The sequence below is a fragment of the Bifidobacterium choladohabitans genome, from assembly GCF_016102005.1.
Taxonomy (GTDB): domain Bacteria; phylum Actinomycetota; class Actinomycetes; order Actinomycetales; family Bifidobacteriaceae; genus Bombiscardovia; species Bombiscardovia choladohabitans.
In genome coordinates this window covers 203,306-221,367 of sequence record NZ_JACFPL010000002.1, presented here as the reverse complement: position 1 = coordinate 221,367, position 18,062 = coordinate 203,306, and the positions used below count along the sequence as shown (strand labels likewise).

Here is an 18,062-nt window from a genome sequence, read left to right as displayed (position 1 = left end):
TTGGACGCTCAGGCACTGCCCTTGCGCCCATGTGGACCGGCGGCGGGAGGACCCCAGGCCGTCAGTGACGCTTATCTGTGCTTGTGAGGTTCATTCTTAGCGCCTATGTGTTACCTGGCCTATGTAACGTGCGCATGCCGGATAGCCCAGGACGGCCAGGACCATGAGCAGGGCACCCGCCAGGGCGAAGGCCACGGTGGCGGCCAGGGCCGGACCGGTGGGCAGGCTGATGGCGAAGAACCGCGCCACAACGGGAATCAGGGCCCCGATCACCCCGGCTGCGCCGAAGAAGAGGACCAGCAGGCCCCTCCAGGAGCGCAGGGGCCGGGCCACCTGGGTCAGGACCAGCACGCCCATGCAGAAGAGGACGATGGCGCAGACCGAACGCCAACGCCCCAGGTCGACGGGTCGGGCCAGGTCCAGTCCCAGCAGGCCGGGCAGGCTCCAGGCCGCCGCCAGCACAATCAAAGCCGTGGCGATGCCCGAGGGCAGGGCGAAGGTGACCACACGCTTCAGGAAGCCGGGCCGGTAGCGCCTGGTGTTGGGGGCCAGGGCCAGGAAGAAGGCCGGCGTGCCGATGGTCAGGGCGCCGATGTAGGTGATGTGCCGGGGCAGGTAGGGGAAGGGGATGCCGGTCAGGACCACGCCCAGGGAGATCAGGGCCGAGTAGACGGTCTTGACCAGGAAGAGGCCGGCCACACGCTCCATGTTGGCCATGACCTGCCGGCCCCGGGCCACCACGTCGGGCAGGTGGGAGAAGCGCGAATCCACCAGGACCAGCTGGGCCACGGCCTTGGTGGCGGCCGCCGCATTGCCCATGGCGATGCCCAGGTCAGCCTCTTTCAGGGCCAGGGAGTCGTTGACCCCGTCGCCGGTCATGGCCACCGTGTGGCCCTTCAGGTGCAGGGCCTGGACGATGGCCTTCTTCTGGTCGGGCAGGACCCGGCCCAGCACGTCCACGTCCTCCAGGACCTCGGCCAGGGCTGCGGTGTCCTCGGGCAGCTGGCGGGCATCCATGGCCCGGGGCGCCCGGTCGCCGGTCAGGCCCACCTTGTTGGCGATGGCCGCCACCGTGGCCGGGTTGTCGCCCGAGATGACCCGGCAGCGCACGCCCTGCTGGCGGAACCAGGCCAGGGTCTCGGCAGCGTCGTCGCGGATGTGCTCCGAGCAGGTGATCAGGGCCAGGGGCTTCAGGTTCCCGGGCAGGTCGGGGCTGCCGGTGAAGTAGTCAGGCTGGTCGGTGCTCGGGTACCCGTCGGGGGCGGCCAGCATCAGCACCCGGTAGCCGCGGTCGGCCAGGTCGGCCACCTGCCGGTCCACCCGGGGCCAGCTGCCCGCCTGGGATGCCAGGAGCACCTCCGGGGCGCCGAAGTACCAGATTCTGCCGGACTGGTCGGCCACGGCGCTCCACTTGCGGGCCGAGGAGAAGGGCAGGCGGCTGACGGCCCTGCCCGGGTGCAGGTCGTCCATCCCCTTGAGGATGGCCCGGCCGGTGGCGTTGGGGCTCTCCTCCGCGCAGACGTCCACCAGGGCCTGCCGCATCTGCTGGGCCGGCAGATTCTCGGCCAGCGGGTGCAGGTCGTCGTAGACGATGCCCCCGTCGGTGATGGTGCCGGTCTTGTCCAGATTCAGGGCATCCACCCGGGCCAGGGTCTCCACGGACTCCATCTGCTGGACCAACGTTTGATGCCGGGCCAGGCGGATGGCGGCCAGGGCGAAGTTCAGGGAGGTCAGCAGGACCAGACCCTCGGGGATCATGCCCACCACCCCGGCCACGGCGGACACCACGGCCTGCCGCCAGGCTCCGGTGGCCAAGGCAGTCTGGAAGCCGCCCACGGTCCGCATCTGCGTGAAGATGAGCAGCAGGCAGAGGGGGATGACCACCACGGTCATGACCTTGAGGATGGTGTTGATGCCCTCGTTCAGGTCGGAGCGGACCTTCTTGTAGACCTTGGCCTTGGCCGTCAGCGTGGCGGCGTAGGAGTCGGCCCCCACGGCGGTTACCTGGGCCAGGGCCATGCCCGACACGGCCGTGGAGCCCGAGTAGACCTGGTCCCCCGGCTTGTGCTTGACCGTGCGCGATTCGCCGGTCAGCATGGACTCGTCCAGCTCCAGGCCGTAGGTGTCGATGATCTGCGCATCGGCGGGCACCTGGTCCCCGGAGCGGATCCAGAGCAGGTCCCCCTTGACGATGGCATCGTGGGGCACGGTCAGGTTGCGCCCATCCCTGCGCACCGTGTAGTCGGAGGCCACCAGGATGGACAGCCCGTCCAGGGTGTGCTTTGCCTTGAGCTCGGTGGCCACGCCGATGCCGGTGTTGATGATGATGATCAGGCCGAAGACCGCGTCCTTCCACTGCCCGGTCAGCAGGACCACCACCATGGCGGTCAGGATGATTCCGTTGAAGAGGGTGAAGACGTTGTCGCGGATGATCTGGCCCAGGCTGCGGGAGGTTTGGTCCTGGGAGACGTTGACCAGGCCCTGGGCCTTCAGCCGCTCCACCTCCTGGGGGCTCAGCCCCGGCCGGTCGGTGTCCGGAAAGCCTGTGCTCGCTGTCTGCTCTTGCTCACTTCCTGTGCTCATTCTCGGCCCCCTCTCAGTCGGCGCTCAGGCGCACGGCCATGATCCTGGCATGCGGTCCGTCGTCCACTATGGTCTGCAGGGCATCGGCCAGCAAGGGCGTATGCGAATGCCCGGCAGGATCCACCGGGTGGACCGTAGCCGCATAGTAGAGCCTACCTGGGTCAGGGGTCCAAGCCTTGGCGCTTTGAGCGAACTCTACCACAGGGATGCCCGCCTTCCGGGCTGCCTTCAGGGCGGGGGTCCAGTCGCCGGCGCCGGGCCGACGGATCAGAATCAGGCTGACACCCCGGTTGATGGCATCCTGCACCCCATCCTGCTGATCGCTGGTGGACTGCGCTGAGGAGAAATAGCCCTTCATGCGCTCGGCCTTCAAGGATGCCAGGATGCGGCTGTCCAGACCGGCATCCGGGTCTTTCTCGCCCTTCTGCGGGCAGCCAATCAAAGCCACGAGTGTGTCGGAGCGATCCACGCCGTCGTGGGGCACGGTGCCCTCGTGCCAGGAGTCGCCCACAGCCCTGTCCTTGGGGGCGCAACCGGTCAGCATGGGCAGGCACGCCAGCAGGGCGACCGCTAGCAGTAGACCCGCCAGCCGCCTGACCACTGCCACGATCCGCCCGGCGCGGCTCATGTCAGCGCTGCCTTCCCGCCGTGCGGGTGAAGACCGCCACGGTCTCCACGTGGTGGGTCATCGGGTAGATGTCAAAGGCCTCAAGATGCTTGGGGCTGTAACCCAGGGAGATCAGGGTGGCCGTATCCCTGGCCAGGCTGGTCGGGTCGCAGGCCACGTAGATGATGGTCCCCGCCCCGCTGGCGGCCAGCAGTCGGCAGACTTGAGCCTTGGCGCCGGCCCTGGGTGGATCCAGCAGGATCAGGTCGGGATGGCCCAGCCCCTTGGGCGCACCGCCAGCCAGGACCTTGGCCACGTCCCCTCGACGCAGGACCACCCGGTCCAGTCCGGCCTGCTTCACGTTGTGTTTCGCGCTGGCAAGGGCTCCGGCGGACCCCTCCACGGCCAGGAGCCGGGCACGTCCATCAGCCAGAGCGGCCAGCGGCAGGGTGAAGAGTCCTGATCCGCTGTAGAGGTCCCAGATGACCGGTTCGGCGACCCCGTCCAGGGCCTGCCTGGCCTGGTCCAGGACCGCCTTGGTCAGCACGACCGGTGCCTGGCGGTGGACCTGCCAGAATCCGTCGGCCCGAACCTGGTAGACAGGTCCTGCTCCGGCCTCCAGCCGCTCCGTCAGCAGGCGGCTCCCCTGGCTCAGGCGGCCTTCCACCAGCAGGGCGTAGTTGTCGCCGACCGGTCCCCCGTCGCGCGGCTGGGGCACGGCCAGGCGTATGCGGGCACCGGCGGGCAGGCCGCCCTCCCAGATGCCCAGGTCGTCGGCCAGGTCCAGCAGCTCCTGGGTGGCCAGGGGCATGGTCTGGATCGGCAGGCGGTCATGCGAACCCCGACGGCGCATGGAGGGGCGGCCCTGTTCGTCGGCCACCAGCTCGATTCGGGTCCTCCAGTGCAGGCCGCCCAGCTCCTCATCACCCGGAACCCGGGCCACCGGCACCTGGACGTCCATCCCGCCCAGGCGGGACATCTGCTGACTGATCAGATCAGCCTTCCAGGTCAGCTGACCGGGCAGGCTGACATGAATCAGATCGGCCCCGCCCAGGCCTCCTCCCCAGGCCAAGGGTCCAGCCAGAGGCCAGACGGGTTGGCGGCGGTCAGGACTGGCCTCAAGCACCTGGGTGACCTCGCCCATGGCGAATCTGCCGGCCCGGCCGTGAGGCTCATCCAAGAGGACCTCCACCAGCTCCCCGGGCAGGGCAAAGCGGACGAAGACCACCCGGCCGTCCTCCAGGTGGCTCACGCAACGGCCCTGGTCGGCGTAGCGTTCGATGCGCAGACGAACCCTGGTTTCAGTCATGATCGGTATGGACCTCCTGGTCGGTCTGAGCCTGGTCGGCCTGGCGACGATGGTAGGGGCCGCCGATCAGCAGCCAGCTGATCCAGATGCCCAGAGCAAACAGGGGCAGGCCCAAAATCAGGCGTGCGGCGCCCAGCAACCCTACGGAACCGGCCAGGTAGAGCGGCACCTGAACCAGCAGGCGCAGCGCAAAGACGGCGATCCAGACCAGAGTGGCCTGGGTATAGGCCCGGACCAGGTCCGGTTCACTGCGCCAAGAGTCCAGCCACTGCCTCCACCCGGAGACGACGGGCCGGCGCAGGTACTCCACCAGCAGGCCGATGCCGGGCATCCGTGCCAGCAGCGAGGCGGCGAGCACGATGATCCAGAATCCGTTGGTCAGGAATCCTGGCAGATAATAGTTGCGGGCATCCCGGGTCAGCCATGCGGCCACCAGGCAGATGCCCACCGAAAGCAGGCCGGTCAGCGCCCCCAGAAAGGACTGCCGCTGGATCAGGCGGATCATCAGCTGCACCAGGGCCAGGGCCGCCGAAACCGCCACGGTCAGCCCCAGACGGCCGGTCACCAGGAAGAAGACCAGAAATACCAGCCCTGGCAGCAGGGACTCGACGATCCCCCGCCATCCGCCGATGGCCTCCATGACGGAGAAATCGTCATCGGCCAGCGCTGCCAGCCCGGAATGCTTCTGCTTCACTGCCTTAGCGGACCTCCGAGAACATGGGTCCGCGCGACAGTGTGGTCTTCACCTCGGTCTGCTGGTCCGAGTCGAAGGGGCCTTCGGGCCTGCCGGGGATCTGGGCTCCCTCATGGTCCTTGGACTCCGAGTCTTCGGCTTCTCCCCGGCGCTGGTTGGGGGTGATGGGCGCATGCATGGGAACCAGGTCACGGGGGGCCAGGGGCTCATCGCCACGGACCACCACCAGGTCGGCCAGATAGCCGTCGAGCACATCCTTCTCCTTGCCGCCCTTGGCTGCCGGGCCGGAGAAGATGCCTCGCAGCATCCAGCGGGGTCCATCGATACCCACCACCCGGGTCAGCAGGTTCTTGCCCTTGACCTTGACGGGCAGGGTCAGCTCCTTGCCGAAGACGCCGTCCACCTCCTTGCAGGAGGGGTTGGCCTTGAGCAGATCGGCCCGGACCTCATCCCAGAGCCCCAGGGACTTGGGTGCCGCGAAGGGCTCCAGCTCCAGACTGGAGGACTTGTAGGTGATGGTGGTTCCCAGCACGTCGCCGGTCTGCGAATTCGCCTTGAGCCTCAGCTCGCTGCCCTCAAGGAAGGGCAGCATCAGGGCGCCGATGTCCAGGTACTCATCGGTGTCGGGGGCCTCGGGATCTAGGCTGTCCCAGGGACCCTTCCCGCTCTGCTCGGCCTCGTCCTGCTCCGCAGCCGTCTCATCGCGGTCCTCCTGAGAGGTCTGCGAAGTCTGGTCGGATTTCTCAGCGCCCTCGGACTCGTCGAGCTTCTTGGACTGGTCCTTCTGATCCTCGAGGTCCTCCTCGGCCCGCTGCTTGGCGCGTTTCCTGCCGAAACCGAACAATCCCATGATGCCTCATTTCCTTGTGAGTCTGTGCAAAGGATGACTAGTCAAGACCCAGGCGCAGCTTACCGCCGGGAATGGCGTCCAGCAGATCCTTGGTGTACTGGCGCTGGGGGTGGTCGAAGACCTCGTCGGTGGTGGCATGCTCCACCAGCCGGCCGTGCTGCATGACCACCACCTCGTCGGCGATCTGCCTGACCACGGCCAGATCGTGGGTGATGAACAGGTAGCTGAGCCCTTGCTCGGCCTGCAGGTCGTTGAGCAGCCGCAGCACCTGGTCCTGGACCAGCACGTCCAGGGCGGAGACGGCCTCGTCGCAGATGATCACATCCGGATTCAGGGCCATGGCCCGGGCGATGGCGATGCGCTGACGCTGTCCGCCGGAGAGCTCGTTGGGGTAGCGCCCCATGACCGACTCGGGCATCTCCACCATGTCCAGCAGCTCCTTGACCCGCTTCTGCCGGGACTTGGCGTTGCCGATCTTGTGGATGCGCAGGGGCTCCTCAATGGAACGGTAGATGGAGTACATGGGGTCCAGGGAGCCGTAGGGGTTCTGGAAGACCGGCTGCACGTGCCGGCGGAACTCCATGAGCTGACGGCTGCCGAAACCGGCGATGTCCTGGCCCTCGTAGGTCACCCGACCCGAGGTGGGCTTGAGCAGGTGCAGGACCATGTTGGCCACGGTGGACTTGCCCGAGCCGGACTCCCCCACGATGGCCAGGGTGGTCCCCCGCTTGACCGAGAAGGAGACGTCGTCCACGGCCTTGAACATCTCCTTGCGCCGGGGCAGCCTGAACTCGCGGGTCAGGTGCTCCACGGTAATGACATGCTCGCTGCGCTCCAGGGTGCTCTCACCCTTGACGTGGTGCTCCAGCAGGCCCTCGGCATCCTGACCGCGCTGCTTGGCGGAGATGATGCGCTGGGAGGCCAGCGAGGGAGCAGCCTGAACCAGCCGCTTGGTGTATGGATGCTGGGGGTGCTGCAGGACCTCCAGGCTGGGCCCTGACTCCACCACCTGGCCCCGGTACATGACCACGATGTGCTGGGCGCGCTCGGCCGCCAGGCCCAGGTCGTGGGTGATGAAGAGCACGGCGGTGCCCAGGGATTCGGTCAGACTGCGCAGGTGGTCCAGAATCCGCTTCTGGACGGTCACATCCAGGGCGCTGGTGGGCTCATCCGCAATCAGCAGGTCGGGCCGGGAGGCCAGACCGATGGCGATCAGTGCACGCTGGCGCATACCGCCGGAGAACTCGTGTGGATACTGCCGGGCCCTGGTGGCGGCCTCGGGCAGCCCGGCCTCCGACAGCAGGCCGGCGATGCGGTCGTCCATATCCGAGCCGGTCACATGCTCCTTGGCCAGCGCCCAGGCCGCGTCGTCATCCACACCGGCGTCGATCAGGGACTTGGCCACGCCCCAGCGGGTCTCGGAGCCCACATCCCACTCGGCCTTCATGGCCTCCATGGTCTTGTCCACGTCGGCGACCCCGGCATCGCTCAGGGCCTGACGGGCGGCCTCGAGCAGACCGGGCAGGTCCTTTGAGGAGATGAAGAGCTCGTCGTCGGACTTCTTTACCTTCACCTCTTCGTCGCCGGCCAGGGCCTTGGCCAGCCGGGAGCGCTTCTCCCGGGAGACGTCCATGTGGTTGGCGGTCAGCGCCTCCTTGACCTGGGAGCCGATGCGCCAGACCGGGTTCAGATTGCTCATGGGGTCCTGCGGGACCAGGCCCACCTGGGAGCCTCGCAGCGCCTCGTAGTCCTTGCGGTCCAGGCCCACCAGCTCGCGGCCCTTGAGCCGGATGCTGCCACCGGTCACCTTGCCGGTACCGGGCAGAAGACCCAGCACAGCCATGGCCGAGGTGGACTTGCCCGAGCCGGACTCCCCCACGATGGCCACCCACTGGCCGGGGTAGACGTTGAAGGAGGCGTCGCGAACCGCGTGGACGGTGCGCCCATCGGCGGTGAAATCCACCTGCAGGTCCCGAACGTCGAGCAGGGGTTGATTCTCCTGATTGGTGGTCATGTTCTTGTCTGCTTCAGTCATGCTTCCTCCACTCAGGCCGTTCTGCTCTTGGGATCCAATGCATCCTTGACCGCGTCGCCCATCATGATGAAGGCCAGCACGGTGATGGCCAGGGCTGCGGAGGGATAGAAGAGGACCGAGGGGTTGGTGGTCAGGAGATTCTGGGCCGTCGAGATGTCACCGCCCCAGGAGACCACGGTGGAGGGCAGTCCGATGCCCAGGAAGCTCAGCGTGGCTTCAGAGACGATGTAGGTGCCCAGCGACATGGTGGCCATGACGATGACCGGGGCCAGGGAGTTGGGGATGATGTGCCGGAAGAGGTTGCGCAGGGGCGTGGAGCCCAGGGCCGTGGATGCGGTGTTGAACTCCAGGTTCTTGGCCTCCAGGACGGCGCTTCGGGTGATACGTGCCATGTTGACCCAGCCGAAGAGGGTCAGGGTCAGGATGATCTTCCACAGTGAGGTGGAGGTACGGAACATCTGCAGGAGCACGATGGCGCCCAGGATCATGGGGATGGCGAAGAAGATGTCGGTGATGCGGCTGAGCACAGCGTCGACCCAGCCCCCGAAGAATCCGGCGATTGCGCCGACGAGGCCGCCCAAGACTGTGACCAGGATGGTGGTCATGATGCCGATGGCCACCGAGGTCCGGGCCCCGTGGATGACGCGGCTGTAGACATCACAGCCCTGCAGGTCGAAGCCGAAGGGATGACCGGCCCTGCCCGGTTCCAGGGAGTTGGACAAGCTGCAAGCCATGGGGTCCTGCTTGGCGAAGAAGTTGGGGAAGAGGGCCACCAGGATGACCACAATCGCCAGGATTGCGGAGATGATGAAGAGCGGGTTGCGCCTCAGGGTCTTCCAGGCATCGGCCCACATGCTGGTGGGCGGCACGTCCTCATCCACCGAGTCCACCTCGCGCAGGGGCGTCTCGTCGATGGGGGCCACGAACCGCTCCTGCCCCGGCAAGGGGTCGGGGAAGTAGACGCGGGCCTGGCTTTCGTTCTGTTCGCTTGACTCGTTCATTGCCGTTTCACTCATAGTCGGTCCCTCTCCCTCACGCATACCGGATCCGCGGATCGAGCACTGCGTAGAGCAGGTCGACCAGGAGGCTGGTGATGACGAAGATCAGGACCAGAATGGTCACGATGGAGACCACCAGGGTGCCTTCGCCCCTGAGGATGGCCTGGTAGAGGGTGTTGCCCACACCCTGGATGTTGAAGATGCGCTCGGTGATCATGGCCCCGCCCATCAGCCCGCCGATGTCGGCGCCCAGGTAGGTGACCACGGGGATCAGGGAGTTGCGCAGCACATGCCGTACGATGACGGACCGGTTGCTCATGCCCTTGGCCCGGGCCGTGCGCACGTAGTCCTCGGAAATGTTGGAGGTGATCTCCGTCCTGGTCAGCCGGATGATGGAGGCCATGGAAACCGATCCCAGCACGATGGCCGGCATGAGCAGGTCAATGAAGCCCGGATTGGCCCCGGCCGTGGCTGGCAGCAGATGCCATTTGACGCCGAACAGGTACTGCAGGATGAAGCCGGTGACGAAGGTGGGCACCGAAATCAGCAGCAGTGAGAGGACCAGGATGATGTTGTCCGACCACTTGCCCTTGGTCAGGCCGCCGATGATGCCGAAGATCACGCCGAAGACGCCCTCGAAGACGAAGGCCATCAGGGCCAGCTTGATGGTCACCGGGAAGGCCCTGCCGATCACGCTGATCACGGGCTGGCCGGCGAAGGTGTTGCCGAAGTTCAGGGTCAGCGCATTCTTCAGGAAGAGCACGTACTGCACGATGAAGGGCTTGTCGAGATTGTATTCCGAGCGTATCTGTGCGGCAACGGCCTGGTTGACCGGCTTGTCTCCGAACATGGCGGCCACAGGGTCGCCAGGGAGCGCGAAGACCAGCGCGTATATCAGCAGTGTCGTGCCGAGAACGACGGGGATCATCTGCAGAATACGTCGCAGAAGATATTTTCCCATCGGCTATTCTCCTTTGTCATCCGCGACCGGGATCGGCATGGGATCGGGGCCGCCGCAAAAATTCTTGTTTGAGTCTACCAGCACACCTCAACAGGGGTGCAAGAACGCCAAGGCCGGCGCGGAAGAATCCACTCCGCGCCGGCCCGGGCGGTGTCGGTTTTAAGGTGCGGGATTCAGACTCCCGTCACCTTACTTGCTGAGGTTGTAGTAGGCGGGGGTTCCCTTCCAGGTGAAGGAGAATCCCTTGATGTTCTTGGCGGCCACGCCGTTGGAGTTCTGGTAGTAGAGCGGGACCGCGGGCAGATCGCGGAAGAGCAGCTCCTCGGACTGCTGGTAGATCTTGTTGGCCTCGTCGATGTTCTTGGCGGAGGCCGCCTTGTCCATCAGGCCGTCGAACTCGGGGTTCTTGTAGTCACCGTCGTTGGACCCGTTGCCATTGGCTGCCGAGCTGGCGAAGTTGCTGGACAGGTAGCTCTCGGGCGAGGGGTAGTCAGGCTGCCAACCGGAGCGGAAGGCCGAGTCGGTGAACTTGCGGTTCTGCACGTTGGAGCGGAACTCGCTGAAGGTGGGCAGAGGGTTGCCCGCAGCCTGGATGCCCAGGGCGTTCTTGATGGAGTTGGTGACGGCGTCGTAGATCTCCTTGTGGGCGCCGTCGGCGTTGAAGGCGATCTTGAAGGTGTCGCCCTCGCCCCAGGGGGAGATTTTGTTGGCCTCGGCCCAGAGCTCCTTGGCCTTGGACGGGTTGTACTTGAGCACGTCGGATCCCTTGATGCTGGTCGAATAGCCGGGGATGACGGGGGCGGTGAAGTCGTGGACTTCCTTGGCGGTTCCGGACAGCACCTTCTTGATGATGGTCGGCCGGTCGATGGCCATGGAGATGGCCTGACGACGGAGCTTGCCCTCCTGATCCTGGCCGAAGTGCTTCATGTAGGTCGGGATGGTGAACATCTGGATGACCGAGCCCGGGTCGTTGATGGCCTGGACCGTGTTGTCGGTCTGGAAGGTCTTGCGAGCCGAGGCAGGCAGGGTGTCCAGCACATCCAGGTTGCCGGCCTGCACGTCGCGGTAGGCTGCGGTGGCATCGGTGTAGGCGCGGAACTCAACGCCGCCGTTCCTGACCTTGATGCCGCCCTTGTAGGCGGGATCCTTGACCAGCTTGATGGACTTGTTGTGCTCCCAGGACTGGAACTTGTAGGGTCCCACGGTCACCGGCTTCTCGCCGAAGGCCTTGGTGTCCTTGTAGAAGGACTCGGGCAGGGGTGCGAAGGCGGTGTAGCCCACCTGGATGGGGAAGGTGGACGAGGGCGAAGTCAGATCCACGGTGAAGGTCTTGTCGTCGATGACCTTGAGGCCCGACAGCTGGGCATCGCCAGGTGTGCCCTCCTTCTGCATGTCGTCATAGCCCTTGATGTTGGCGAAGAAGCTGGACCCCAGCTGCTTGTTGGCGATGTTGGCCGCCCAGGACCAGGCCTTGGTGAAGGACTGTGCGGTGACCGGGGTGCCGTCCGAGAACTTCCAGCCGTCGTTGATGGTCACGGTGTACTGGGTGTTGTCCTCGTTGGCCTTGATCTGCTTGGCGATCTCGTTGGCTGGCTTGCCCTTGTCGTCGAAGCGGACCAGCTTGGAGAACATGACGTCGATGGGGTTGCCACCGCCCACCTCGTTGGTCATGCTGGGAATGAGTGGATTGGCCGGCTCAGGGTTGAAGACCGAGATGACGGCGTTCGAGCTGCTGCCGTTGGTCCCCTTGGCAGAGGAGTCGGATCCGCCGGATCCCCCGCAGGCGCCCAGCGTGAGCGCCATGACGCACAGTCCGGCGCCAGCAATGGTCAGGGCCGATTGCTTCTTCATATATACTGCTCTTTCCTTTGGTTGGTTTCCCGAATCCGCCGCCAGTGCATAAGACCCGGGCGCGGATCCGCTTTGGTGCGGATCCGTCCGGGTCAGCGACGACGGATTATGCCGTTTCCGGCACGATCATCACTGCTTCTTGGACAACTCCGCAAAGTTCGGGTAGCTGTTCCAGCGCAGAGTCAATCCCTGCACATTCTTGGCTGACGCACCCTTGTTGTTGGCGTAGTAGAGCGGCACAGCCGGCATGTCCTGCAGGAGGATCTCCTCGGCCTGCTGGAAAAGCTTGTTGGCTTCGTCGGTGTTCTTGGCCTTGGCAGCCTGCTTCAGCAGATCGTCGAACTTCGGGTTCTTGTAATCGCCGTCGTTGGACCCGTTGCCGTCGGCCGCCGAGCTGGCGAAGTTACTCAGCAGGTAGCTCTCAGGAGAGGGGTAGTCGGGCGACCAGGCCGACCGGAAGGCCGCATCCTTGTAGGCGCGCTTGTTGACGTTGCCACGGAACTCGCTGAAGGTGGGCACAGGGGTGGCCACGGCCTTGATCCCCAGTGTGTTCTTGATGGAGTTGGCCATGCCGTCATAGAAGTCCTTGGCACCACCATCGGCGTTGTAGACCATTTGGAAGCTCTTGTCAGCGGGCCACTTGCTGATGGCATCGGCCTTGGCCCAAGCATCCTTGGCCTTCTTGGCATCGTACTTCAGGTTATCGGACCCCTTGAGATTCTTGGAGTAGCCAGGGATGGTCGGTGCGGTGAAGTCGGTGGGCTGCACGCCCAGACCGCCCAGAACCTTGTCGATCAGCATCTTGCGATCCAGAGCCATGGAGATGGCCTGACGGCGCAGATGACCCTCCTCGTCCTGGCCGAAGTGCTCCATGGTGGTGGGAATGGTGAACATCTGCAGGACGGAGCCGGGCTCGTTGTAGCCCTTGACCAGACTGTCTTTCATGAAGGTCTTCTGGGCCGAGGTGGGGACGGTATCGATTGCGTCCAGGTTGCCTGCCTGCACATCGGCGTAGGCCGAGGCGACATCCGTGTAGACCTTGTAGTCGATGCCGCCGTTCTGAATCTTGATATCACCCTTGTAGGTGGTGTTCTTGCGAAGCTTGATCATGGTGTTGTGCTGCCAGGAATCGAACTTGTAGGGACCCGAGCTGACCGGGTTCTCCCCGAAGGCCTTGGTGTCCTTGTAGAAGGACTCGGGCAGCGGCGCAAAAGAGGTGTAGCCCACCTGGATGGGGAAGGTGGACGAGGGCGAGCTCAGATCCACGGTGAAGGTCTTGTCATCGATGACCTTCAGGCCGGACAGCTGGGCATCCGCAGGCACGCCCTGCTTCTGCAGATCGTCATAGCCCTTGATATTGGCGAAGAAGCTGGATCCCAGCTGACCATTGTTCACATTGGCCGCCCAGGACCAGGCCTTGGTGAAGGACTTGGCCGTGATGGGGGTGCCGTCCGAGAACTTGCGCCCATCAGCCAGGGTGACCTTGTACTGATCCATGTCTTCGTTGCCCTTGATCTCCGAAGCCAGATCATTGTGGGCCTTGCCATGATTGTCGAAGCGGACCAGCTTCGAGTTGATGGCGTCCACCACCTGCCCGCCACAGCTCTCGACTGTGTTGCTGGGGATGAGCGGCTTGGCCGGCTCACACCCATGGGCCGAAACGACGGTATTGTTGCCCGACTGGCTGCTGGACGATTGCTGTGCGCCCTTGGTGCCTGAACCACCACCGCAACCGCTGGCCAAAAGCGCCAAGGCACAGATGGTCGCGGACACGAGCGTAAGCTGTGAACCCTTCTTCATTGCTGTTGCTCCCTTTTTATAATATTTACTGAGTGTCAACGTCACGTCTGCAACCAAGGACACCGGGATGACCGAACCTCAAGGATCCCTGACCGACGTGTAAGCCACAATACGCCATATTCTGGTACGAAGATGTTTCGTAAAGCAAGTCTCATCTCATTTGCCGGTCTCGGAACCCGCAGCTGCTTGACATCACTGGTCCTTGGACAGCTCCGCGAAGATCGGGAAGCCGTCCCAGCCCAGACGCATACCGTGGACCCTCTTGGCGGAGGCGCCGGTGTTGTTGGCGTAGTAGAGCGGCACCGCCGGCATGTCCTGCAGAAGGATCTCCTCAGCCTGCTGGAAGAACTTGTTGGCCTCATCGGTGTCCTGGGCCTTGGCGGCCTGCTGCAGCAAGGCGTCGAACCTGGGATTCTTGTAGTCGCCGTCGTTGGACCCGTTGCCGTCGGCCGCCGAGCTGGCGAAGTTGCTCATCAGGTAGGTCTCAGGCGATGGGTAGTCGGGCGACCAGGATGATCTGAAGGCCGCATCATTGTAAAGGCGCTTTTTGATGTTGCCACGGAACTCGCTGAAGGTGGGCACGGGGGTGGCCTCGGCCTTGATCCCCAGTGTGTTCTTGATGGAGTTGGCCATGCCGTCATAGAAGTCCTTGGCACCGCCGTCTGCATTGTAGAGCATCCTGAAAGTCCTGTCAGCCGGCCACTGGTTGATGGCGTCGGCCTTGGCCCAGTACTCCTTGGCCTTCTTGGCGTTGTACCTGATGTTGTCCGAACCTTTGAGGTTCTTGGAGTAGCCGGGGATGGTAGGTGCCGTGAAGTCCGTTGGTTCCACGCCCAGACCGCCCAGGACCTTGTCAATCAGCATCCTGCGGTCCAGAGCCATGGAGATGGCCTGACGGCGCAGATGACCCTCCTGATCCTGGCCGAAGTGCTCCATGGCTGTGGGGATGGTGAACATCTGCAGGCCGGAGCCGGGCTTGTTGTAGCTCTGCACCATGCTGTCGGTCATGAAGGTCTTGACGGCAGAGGTGGGAATCCTGTCGATCACATCCAGGTTGCCCGCCTGCACATCCGAATAGGCGGAACCCAGGTCGGTGTAGACCTTGTAGTCGATGCCGCCGTTCTGGACCTTGACCTCACCCTCGTAGTCGCTGTTCCTGCGGAGCTTGATCATGCCGTTGTGCTGCCAGGACTCAAACTTGTAGGGGCCCGAGCTGACCGGGTTCTCCCCGTAGGCCTTGGGGTCCTTGTAGAAGGACCCGGGCAGCGGCGCAAAAGCCATGTAGCCCACCTGGATGGGGAAGGTGGACGAGGGCGAGCTGAGGTCCACGATGAAGGTCTTGTCGTCGACGACCTTCAATCCGGAGAACTGGGCATCCGCAGGCACACCCTGCTTCTGCAGGTCGTCGAAGCCCTTGATGTTGGCGAAGAAGCTGGCGTTCAGCTGGCCGTTGGTCACGTTGGCGCTCCAGGACCAGGCCCTGGTGAAGGACTTGGCCGTGATGGGGGTGCCGTCCGAGAACTTGCGCCCGTCAGCCAGAGTGATCTTGTACTGGGACATGTCGTCGTTGCCCTTGATCTCCGAGGCCAGATCGTTACGGGCCTTGCCCTGGTCGTCAAAGCGGACCAGTCTGGAGTTGATGGCGTTTACGACCTGCCCGCCGCAGCTCTCCGCCGTGCTGCTGGGAATGAGCGGCTGGGCGGGCTCACAGCCGTGGACCGAGACCACGGCGTTGTTGCTGGCCTGGCTGCCGAACGACTGTTCGGCGCCCTCGGTGTTGGTGCCGCTGCCACTGCCGCAGCCGCTTGCCAAGAGCACCAAGGCACAGATGGTCGCGGATACGAGCGTAAGCTGTGATCCCTTTTTCATTGCTGCTGCTCCCCTTTAGCCGATTCTCATTCTCGCGCATACACTTGGAAGGTTCTTGACCGCCGTTGCTTGACCGACGTGTAGGCTGCGATACGCCACACTCTGATACCAGTATGTTTCACAGGACAGGTCTCGTCTCACTTGCCGAATCTCAGGCCCGGGGAAACGCCTGCCTGTACCGGGCCCGCAGCTGCTCGATGGAGACGTGGGTGTAGCGCTGGGTGGTTCGCAGGGAGGAGTGGCCCAGCATCTCCTGAACCTCGCGCAGGTCGGCTCCCCCATCCAGCATATGCGTGGCGGCCGAGTGCCGCAGGGCGTGGGGGGCGATGTCGGGCACACCGGCCTGACCGGCCGCCTGGTGGACCACCTTGCGGACCTGGCGCTGGCCAACCCTGCCGCCCAGCTGACCCAGGAAGAGGGCCTGACCTGCCTTGCGGGCCGATTTGGCCCTTGCGCCCGCCAGGACCGGCCGCCCCTCCCCCAGCCAGCGATCCAAGGCTCGATCGGCGGGCAGGCCATAGGGCAGGACCCGCTCCTTGGAACCCTTGCCCAGGACCTTTACAGTGCGGCTGCGCCTGTTCACGTCATCCAGGTCCAGCCCGCACAGCTCGGCCACACGCATGCCCGTGGCGTACAGCAGCTCCAGCATGGCCGCGTCCCGCACCTGCAGGGCCGCCTGAACTTTCTCGTCCTCCCGGTGCTCGACCGGATCCTGGTCGACAGTATCCATCAGGGTGCGGGCCTGGTCGTGCGTCAGGATCCGTGGAAGGTGCTCGGACTGCTTGGGACTGCTCAGGGCCAGGGTGGGGTCGGTCTCAATCCGGCCATGCCTGCTCAGCCAACCGAAGAAGGACCTCAGTGCGGCCGTCTTCCGGGCCATGGTCGAGCGGGCGTGAGTGGCTGCCTCGTGAGCCAGCCAGGACCTGATGGTGGCCAGGTCGATCTGCGCTGGGTCATCGATGCCATGCAGGTGCATCAGGTGCAGAAAGCCCGCCAGATCGGCCCGGTAGGAACGCACGGTGTTGGGACTCTTGCCTGCCACCCGGGAAAGATAGTCGGTGAAGTCCTGCAGATCCTGGTCCACTACGGGCACTCCCTTCACTTGGCTGTGCAATACAGTCTAGGCGCTTACACCCTCGTCGCAGCCACAGGCGATACTGACCCAGGAGGTGGATGGCCATGCGTTTGCCAGCAACCATACCGGCCGGGGCACGGCTGGTGGTCAGGATTGACCTGGGACAGGACCCGGAAGACGGAAGGCCCAAATTCCGCGACTACGTAGGGCATGTGGTCGACTGGGACGGGCATCGGCTGATTCTGGACAGGGATCCGGCGGCCAATGGGTCGCGTCCCGGGGAGCGCGTGACCCTTAAGGCGGCAGACATGGTGGCGTTGAAGCCCGTCCCGGAACGCCGTTCGCCCAGACCGGACCCTCCTGATTTCAGTCGATGACAGGCGGGTGCAGCACCCGGGCCCGGCTGGTGGTCAGGAAGGCCGAGACCTGCTCGCCACGCAGGGCCGAATCCATCAGCTCCTGCCGCCAGTTGCCCCCCTGCGGATCCAGTTCCAGATCAGTTGTGGGCATCTGCTCCCGGTCGCCCAGGGCAGCCTTGTAGCGTCGGAAGGGGTCCGCCTGGAGGAAGAAGCTCCGACGCTTTTCGTCGGCCTCCGGCTCCTGGTCCCGCAGAAGGGAAGCCATGCCCTGCAGATTCTCGACCAGGGCATCCAGAAGGTCGGCCACCTGGTCGGCGTTCTCCTCCACCATGGCCCGGGTCCTTTCCGGATCGGTCAGGGCCACACGGGTCATGTCCCGCCAGGACCCGGCCGCCAAAGCCGAGGCCACACGACGGTCGGGCGACCTCGTCAGCATATTGGCCAGGGCGGTGGCCACCACATGGGGCATGTGCGAAATCAGTGCCGCAGCCCGGTCGTGGGTGGCATCGTCCAGGGCGATCAGCCGGTTGCCCAGCCCCTGGGTGACCATATCGGCCACGGTCAGGAAGCGGCTGTAATCCGTATGCTCATCGACGCAGAGGGCCCAGACGGCATCTTCCAAGAGGGCCGGGTCCGAATCCTCATAGCCGGAGCCCTCGCTGCCGGCCATGGGATGGGCGCCTACATAACGATCGGCCAGACCGGCCTGTTCGACCTGCCTGCGGACAGGTCCCTTGACGCTGCCCACGTCGGTCAGGGTGGTGCCACGGGTCAGTACCGGGGCCAGGGCCTGGAGCACGTCGGGCATGGCCCGCAAGGGGGTGGCCAGCACCAGCACGTCTGCCTTGCCCTTGGCCAGCTCCTCCAGGGTGTCCACGCAATGGATTCCCTGGCTGCGGGCCTGCTCATAGGGACGGTCGTTATGGTTCCAGGCGATCACGAACCGACCCCGGGCGGCCAGGCGGCGGGCCAACGATCCCCCGATCAGACCCAGTCCCGCAACGGCGATCTTGTGGGCCGAGGTCAGCACCGGTGAGGCGGCCATGCCCGCTATCGGGTGCATGTGTTCGG

Annotated in this window: 14 protein-coding genes; 1 reads left to right on the top strand and 13 read right to left on the bottom strand. The window is 64.7% G+C overall.

Features of this window, described 5'->3' with window-relative positions; genetic code table 11:
• Window positions 1–96: 96 nt before the first annotated feature.
• The 12 genes from H3S97_RS04430 to H3S97_RS04375 all read right to left on the bottom strand — a co-directional run bounded on the left by H3S97_RS04430 (window position 97) and on the right by H3S97_RS04375 (window position 16,641).
• Window positions 97–2,583 carry an HAD-IC family P-type ATPase gene (locus H3S97_RS04430; protein ID WP_198219775.1) on the bottom strand — a complete coding sequence of 829 codons (2,487 nt, stop codon included), beginning with the start codon at window positions 2,581–2,583 and terminating at the stop codon, window positions 97–99.
• A 13-nt stretch (window positions 2,584–2,596) separates the two neighbouring features.
• On the bottom strand, window positions 2,597–3,211 hold the full coding sequence (locus H3S97_RS04425; RefSeq protein ID WP_198219774.1) for a substrate-binding domain-containing protein: 615 nt from the start codon (window positions 3,209–3,211) through the stop codon (window positions 2,597–2,599).
• Between the two features lies 1 nt (window position 3,212).
• Window positions 3,213–4,499 carry a class I SAM-dependent RNA methyltransferase gene (locus H3S97_RS04420; RefSeq protein ID WP_198219773.1) on the bottom strand — a complete coding sequence of 429 codons (1,287 nt, stop codon included), beginning with the start codon at window positions 4,497–4,499 and terminating at the stop codon, window positions 3,213–3,215.
• On the bottom strand, window positions 4,492–5,193 hold the full coding sequence (locus H3S97_RS04415; RefSeq protein ID WP_198219772.1) for a DUF3159 domain-containing protein: 702 nt from the start codon (window positions 5,191–5,193) through the stop codon (window positions 4,492–4,494). The genes H3S97_RS04420 and H3S97_RS04415 overlap by 8 nt, the downstream gene beginning before the upstream one ends.
• 4 nt (window positions 5,194–5,197) lie before the next feature.
• Window positions 5,198–6,043, bottom strand: a complete 846-nt coding sequence (locus H3S97_RS04410) for a DUF3710 domain-containing protein (protein WP_198219771.1) — start codon at window positions 6,041–6,043, stop codon at window positions 5,198–5,200.
• 37 nt (window positions 6,044–6,080) lie between these two features.
• Entirely contained in the window at window positions 6,081–8,078 is a 1,998-nt protein-coding gene (locus H3S97_RS04405; protein ID WP_198219770.1) for a dipeptide ABC transporter ATP-binding protein, read from the bottom strand.
• Window positions 8,079–8,089: 11 nt separating this feature from the next.
• A complete protein-coding gene (locus H3S97_RS04400) occupies window positions 8,090–9,079 on the bottom strand; it encodes an ABC transporter permease (RefSeq protein WP_045935237.1) in 990 nt (329 codons plus the stop codon).
• Between the two features lie 31 nt (window positions 9,080–9,110).
• Entirely contained in the window at window positions 9,111–10,037 is a 927-nt protein-coding gene (locus H3S97_RS04395) for an ABC transporter permease (RefSeq protein ID WP_024627150.1), read from the bottom strand.
• Window positions 10,038–10,226: 189 nt separating this feature from the next.
• Window positions 10,227–11,888, bottom strand: coding sequence for a peptide ABC transporter substrate-binding protein (locus tag H3S97_RS04390; protein ID WP_198219769.1), 1,662 nt, complete (start codon window positions 11,886–11,888; stop codon window positions 10,227–10,229).
• A 129-nt stretch (window positions 11,889–12,017) separates the two neighbouring features.
• Window positions 12,018–13,688 carry a peptide ABC transporter substrate-binding protein gene (locus H3S97_RS04385; RefSeq protein ID WP_198219768.1) on the bottom strand — a complete coding sequence of 557 codons (1,671 nt, stop codon included), beginning with the start codon at window positions 13,686–13,688 and terminating at the stop codon, window positions 12,018–12,020.
• A gap of 192 nt (window positions 13,689–13,880) precedes the next feature.
• Window positions 13,881–15,557 (bottom strand): peptide ABC transporter substrate-binding protein, encoded by a 1,677-nt coding sequence (locus tag H3S97_RS04380; RefSeq protein ID WP_198219767.1) that lies wholly within the window; start codon window positions 15,555–15,557, stop codon window positions 13,881–13,883.
• Window positions 15,558–15,708: 151 nt separating this feature from the next.
• The gene (locus H3S97_RS04375) at window positions 15,709–16,641 is read right to left on the bottom strand and encodes a tyrosine recombinase XerC (protein ID WP_198187482.1); all 933 of its coding nucleotides are present in this window, start codon (window positions 16,639–16,641) and stop codon (window positions 15,709–15,711) included.
• 95 nt (window positions 16,642–16,736) lie between these two features.
• On the opposite strand from H3S97_RS04375, the gene H3S97_RS04370 reads away from it, so the two are divergent.
• Complete coding sequence (locus H3S97_RS04370) at window positions 16,737–17,009, top strand: DUF6725 family protein (RefSeq protein WP_198219766.1); 273 nt, start codon at window positions 16,737–16,739, stop codon at window positions 17,007–17,009.
• Here the strand turns inward: H3S97_RS04370 and H3S97_RS04365 are convergent.
• Window positions 16,999–18,036, bottom strand: coding sequence for a prephenate dehydrogenase (locus tag H3S97_RS04365; protein WP_198219983.1), 1,038 nt, complete (start codon window positions 18,034–18,036; stop codon window positions 16,999–17,001). The two genes, H3S97_RS04370 and H3S97_RS04365, sit on opposite strands and share 11 nt — an antisense overlap.
• Between the last annotated feature and the right edge of the window lie 26 nt (window positions 18,037–18,062).

What these genes read in the sequence shown, in the direction of transcription:
- H3S97_RS04430 (WP_198219775.1), bottom strand. Translation starts at nt 2,583, where the DNA reads ATGAGCACAGGAAGTGAGCAAGAGCAGACAGCGAGCACAGGCTTTCCG.
- H3S97_RS04425 (WP_198219774.1), bottom strand. Translation starts at nt 3,211, where the DNA reads ATGAGCCGCGCCGGGCGGATCGTGGCAGTGGTCAGGCGGCTGGCGGGT.
- H3S97_RS04420 (WP_198219773.1), bottom strand. Translation starts at nt 4,499, where the DNA reads ATGACTGAAACCAGGGTTCGTCTGCGCATCGAACGCTACGCCGACCAG.
- H3S97_RS04410 (WP_198219771.1), bottom strand. Translation starts at nt 6,043, where the DNA reads ATGGGATTGTTCGGTTTCGGCAGGAAACGCGCCAAGCAGCGGGCCGAG.
- H3S97_RS04405 (WP_198219770.1), bottom strand. Translation starts at nt 8,078, where the DNA reads ATGACTGAAGCAGACAAGAACATGACCACCAATCAGGAGAATCAACCC.
- H3S97_RS04400 (WP_045935237.1), bottom strand. Translation starts at nt 9,079, where the DNA reads ATGAACGAGTCAAGCGAACAGAACGAAAGCCAGGCCCGCGTCTACTTC.
- H3S97_RS04395 (WP_024627150.1), bottom strand. Translation starts at nt 10,037, where the DNA reads ATGGGAAAATATCTTCTGCGACGTATTCTGCAGATGATCCCCGTCGTT.
- H3S97_RS04390 (WP_198219769.1), bottom strand. Translation starts at nt 11,888, where the DNA reads ATGAAGAAGCAATCGGCCCTGACCATTGCTGGCGCCGGACTGTGCGTC.
- H3S97_RS04385 (WP_198219768.1), bottom strand. Translation starts at nt 13,688, where the DNA reads ATGAAGAAGGGTTCACAGCTTACGCTCGTGTCCGCGACCATCTGTGCC.
- H3S97_RS04380 (WP_198219767.1), bottom strand. Translation starts at nt 15,557, where the DNA reads ATGAAAAAGGGATCACAGCTTACGCTCGTATCCGCGACCATCTGTGCC.
- H3S97_RS04370 (WP_198219766.1), top strand. Translation starts at nt 16,737, where the DNA reads ATGCGTTTGCCAGCAACCATACCGGCCGGGGCACGGCTGGTGGTCAGG.
- H3S97_RS04365 (WP_198219983.1), bottom strand. Translation starts at nt 18,036, where the DNA reads ATGGCCGCCTCACCGGTGCTGACCTCGGCCCACAAGATCGCCGTTGCG.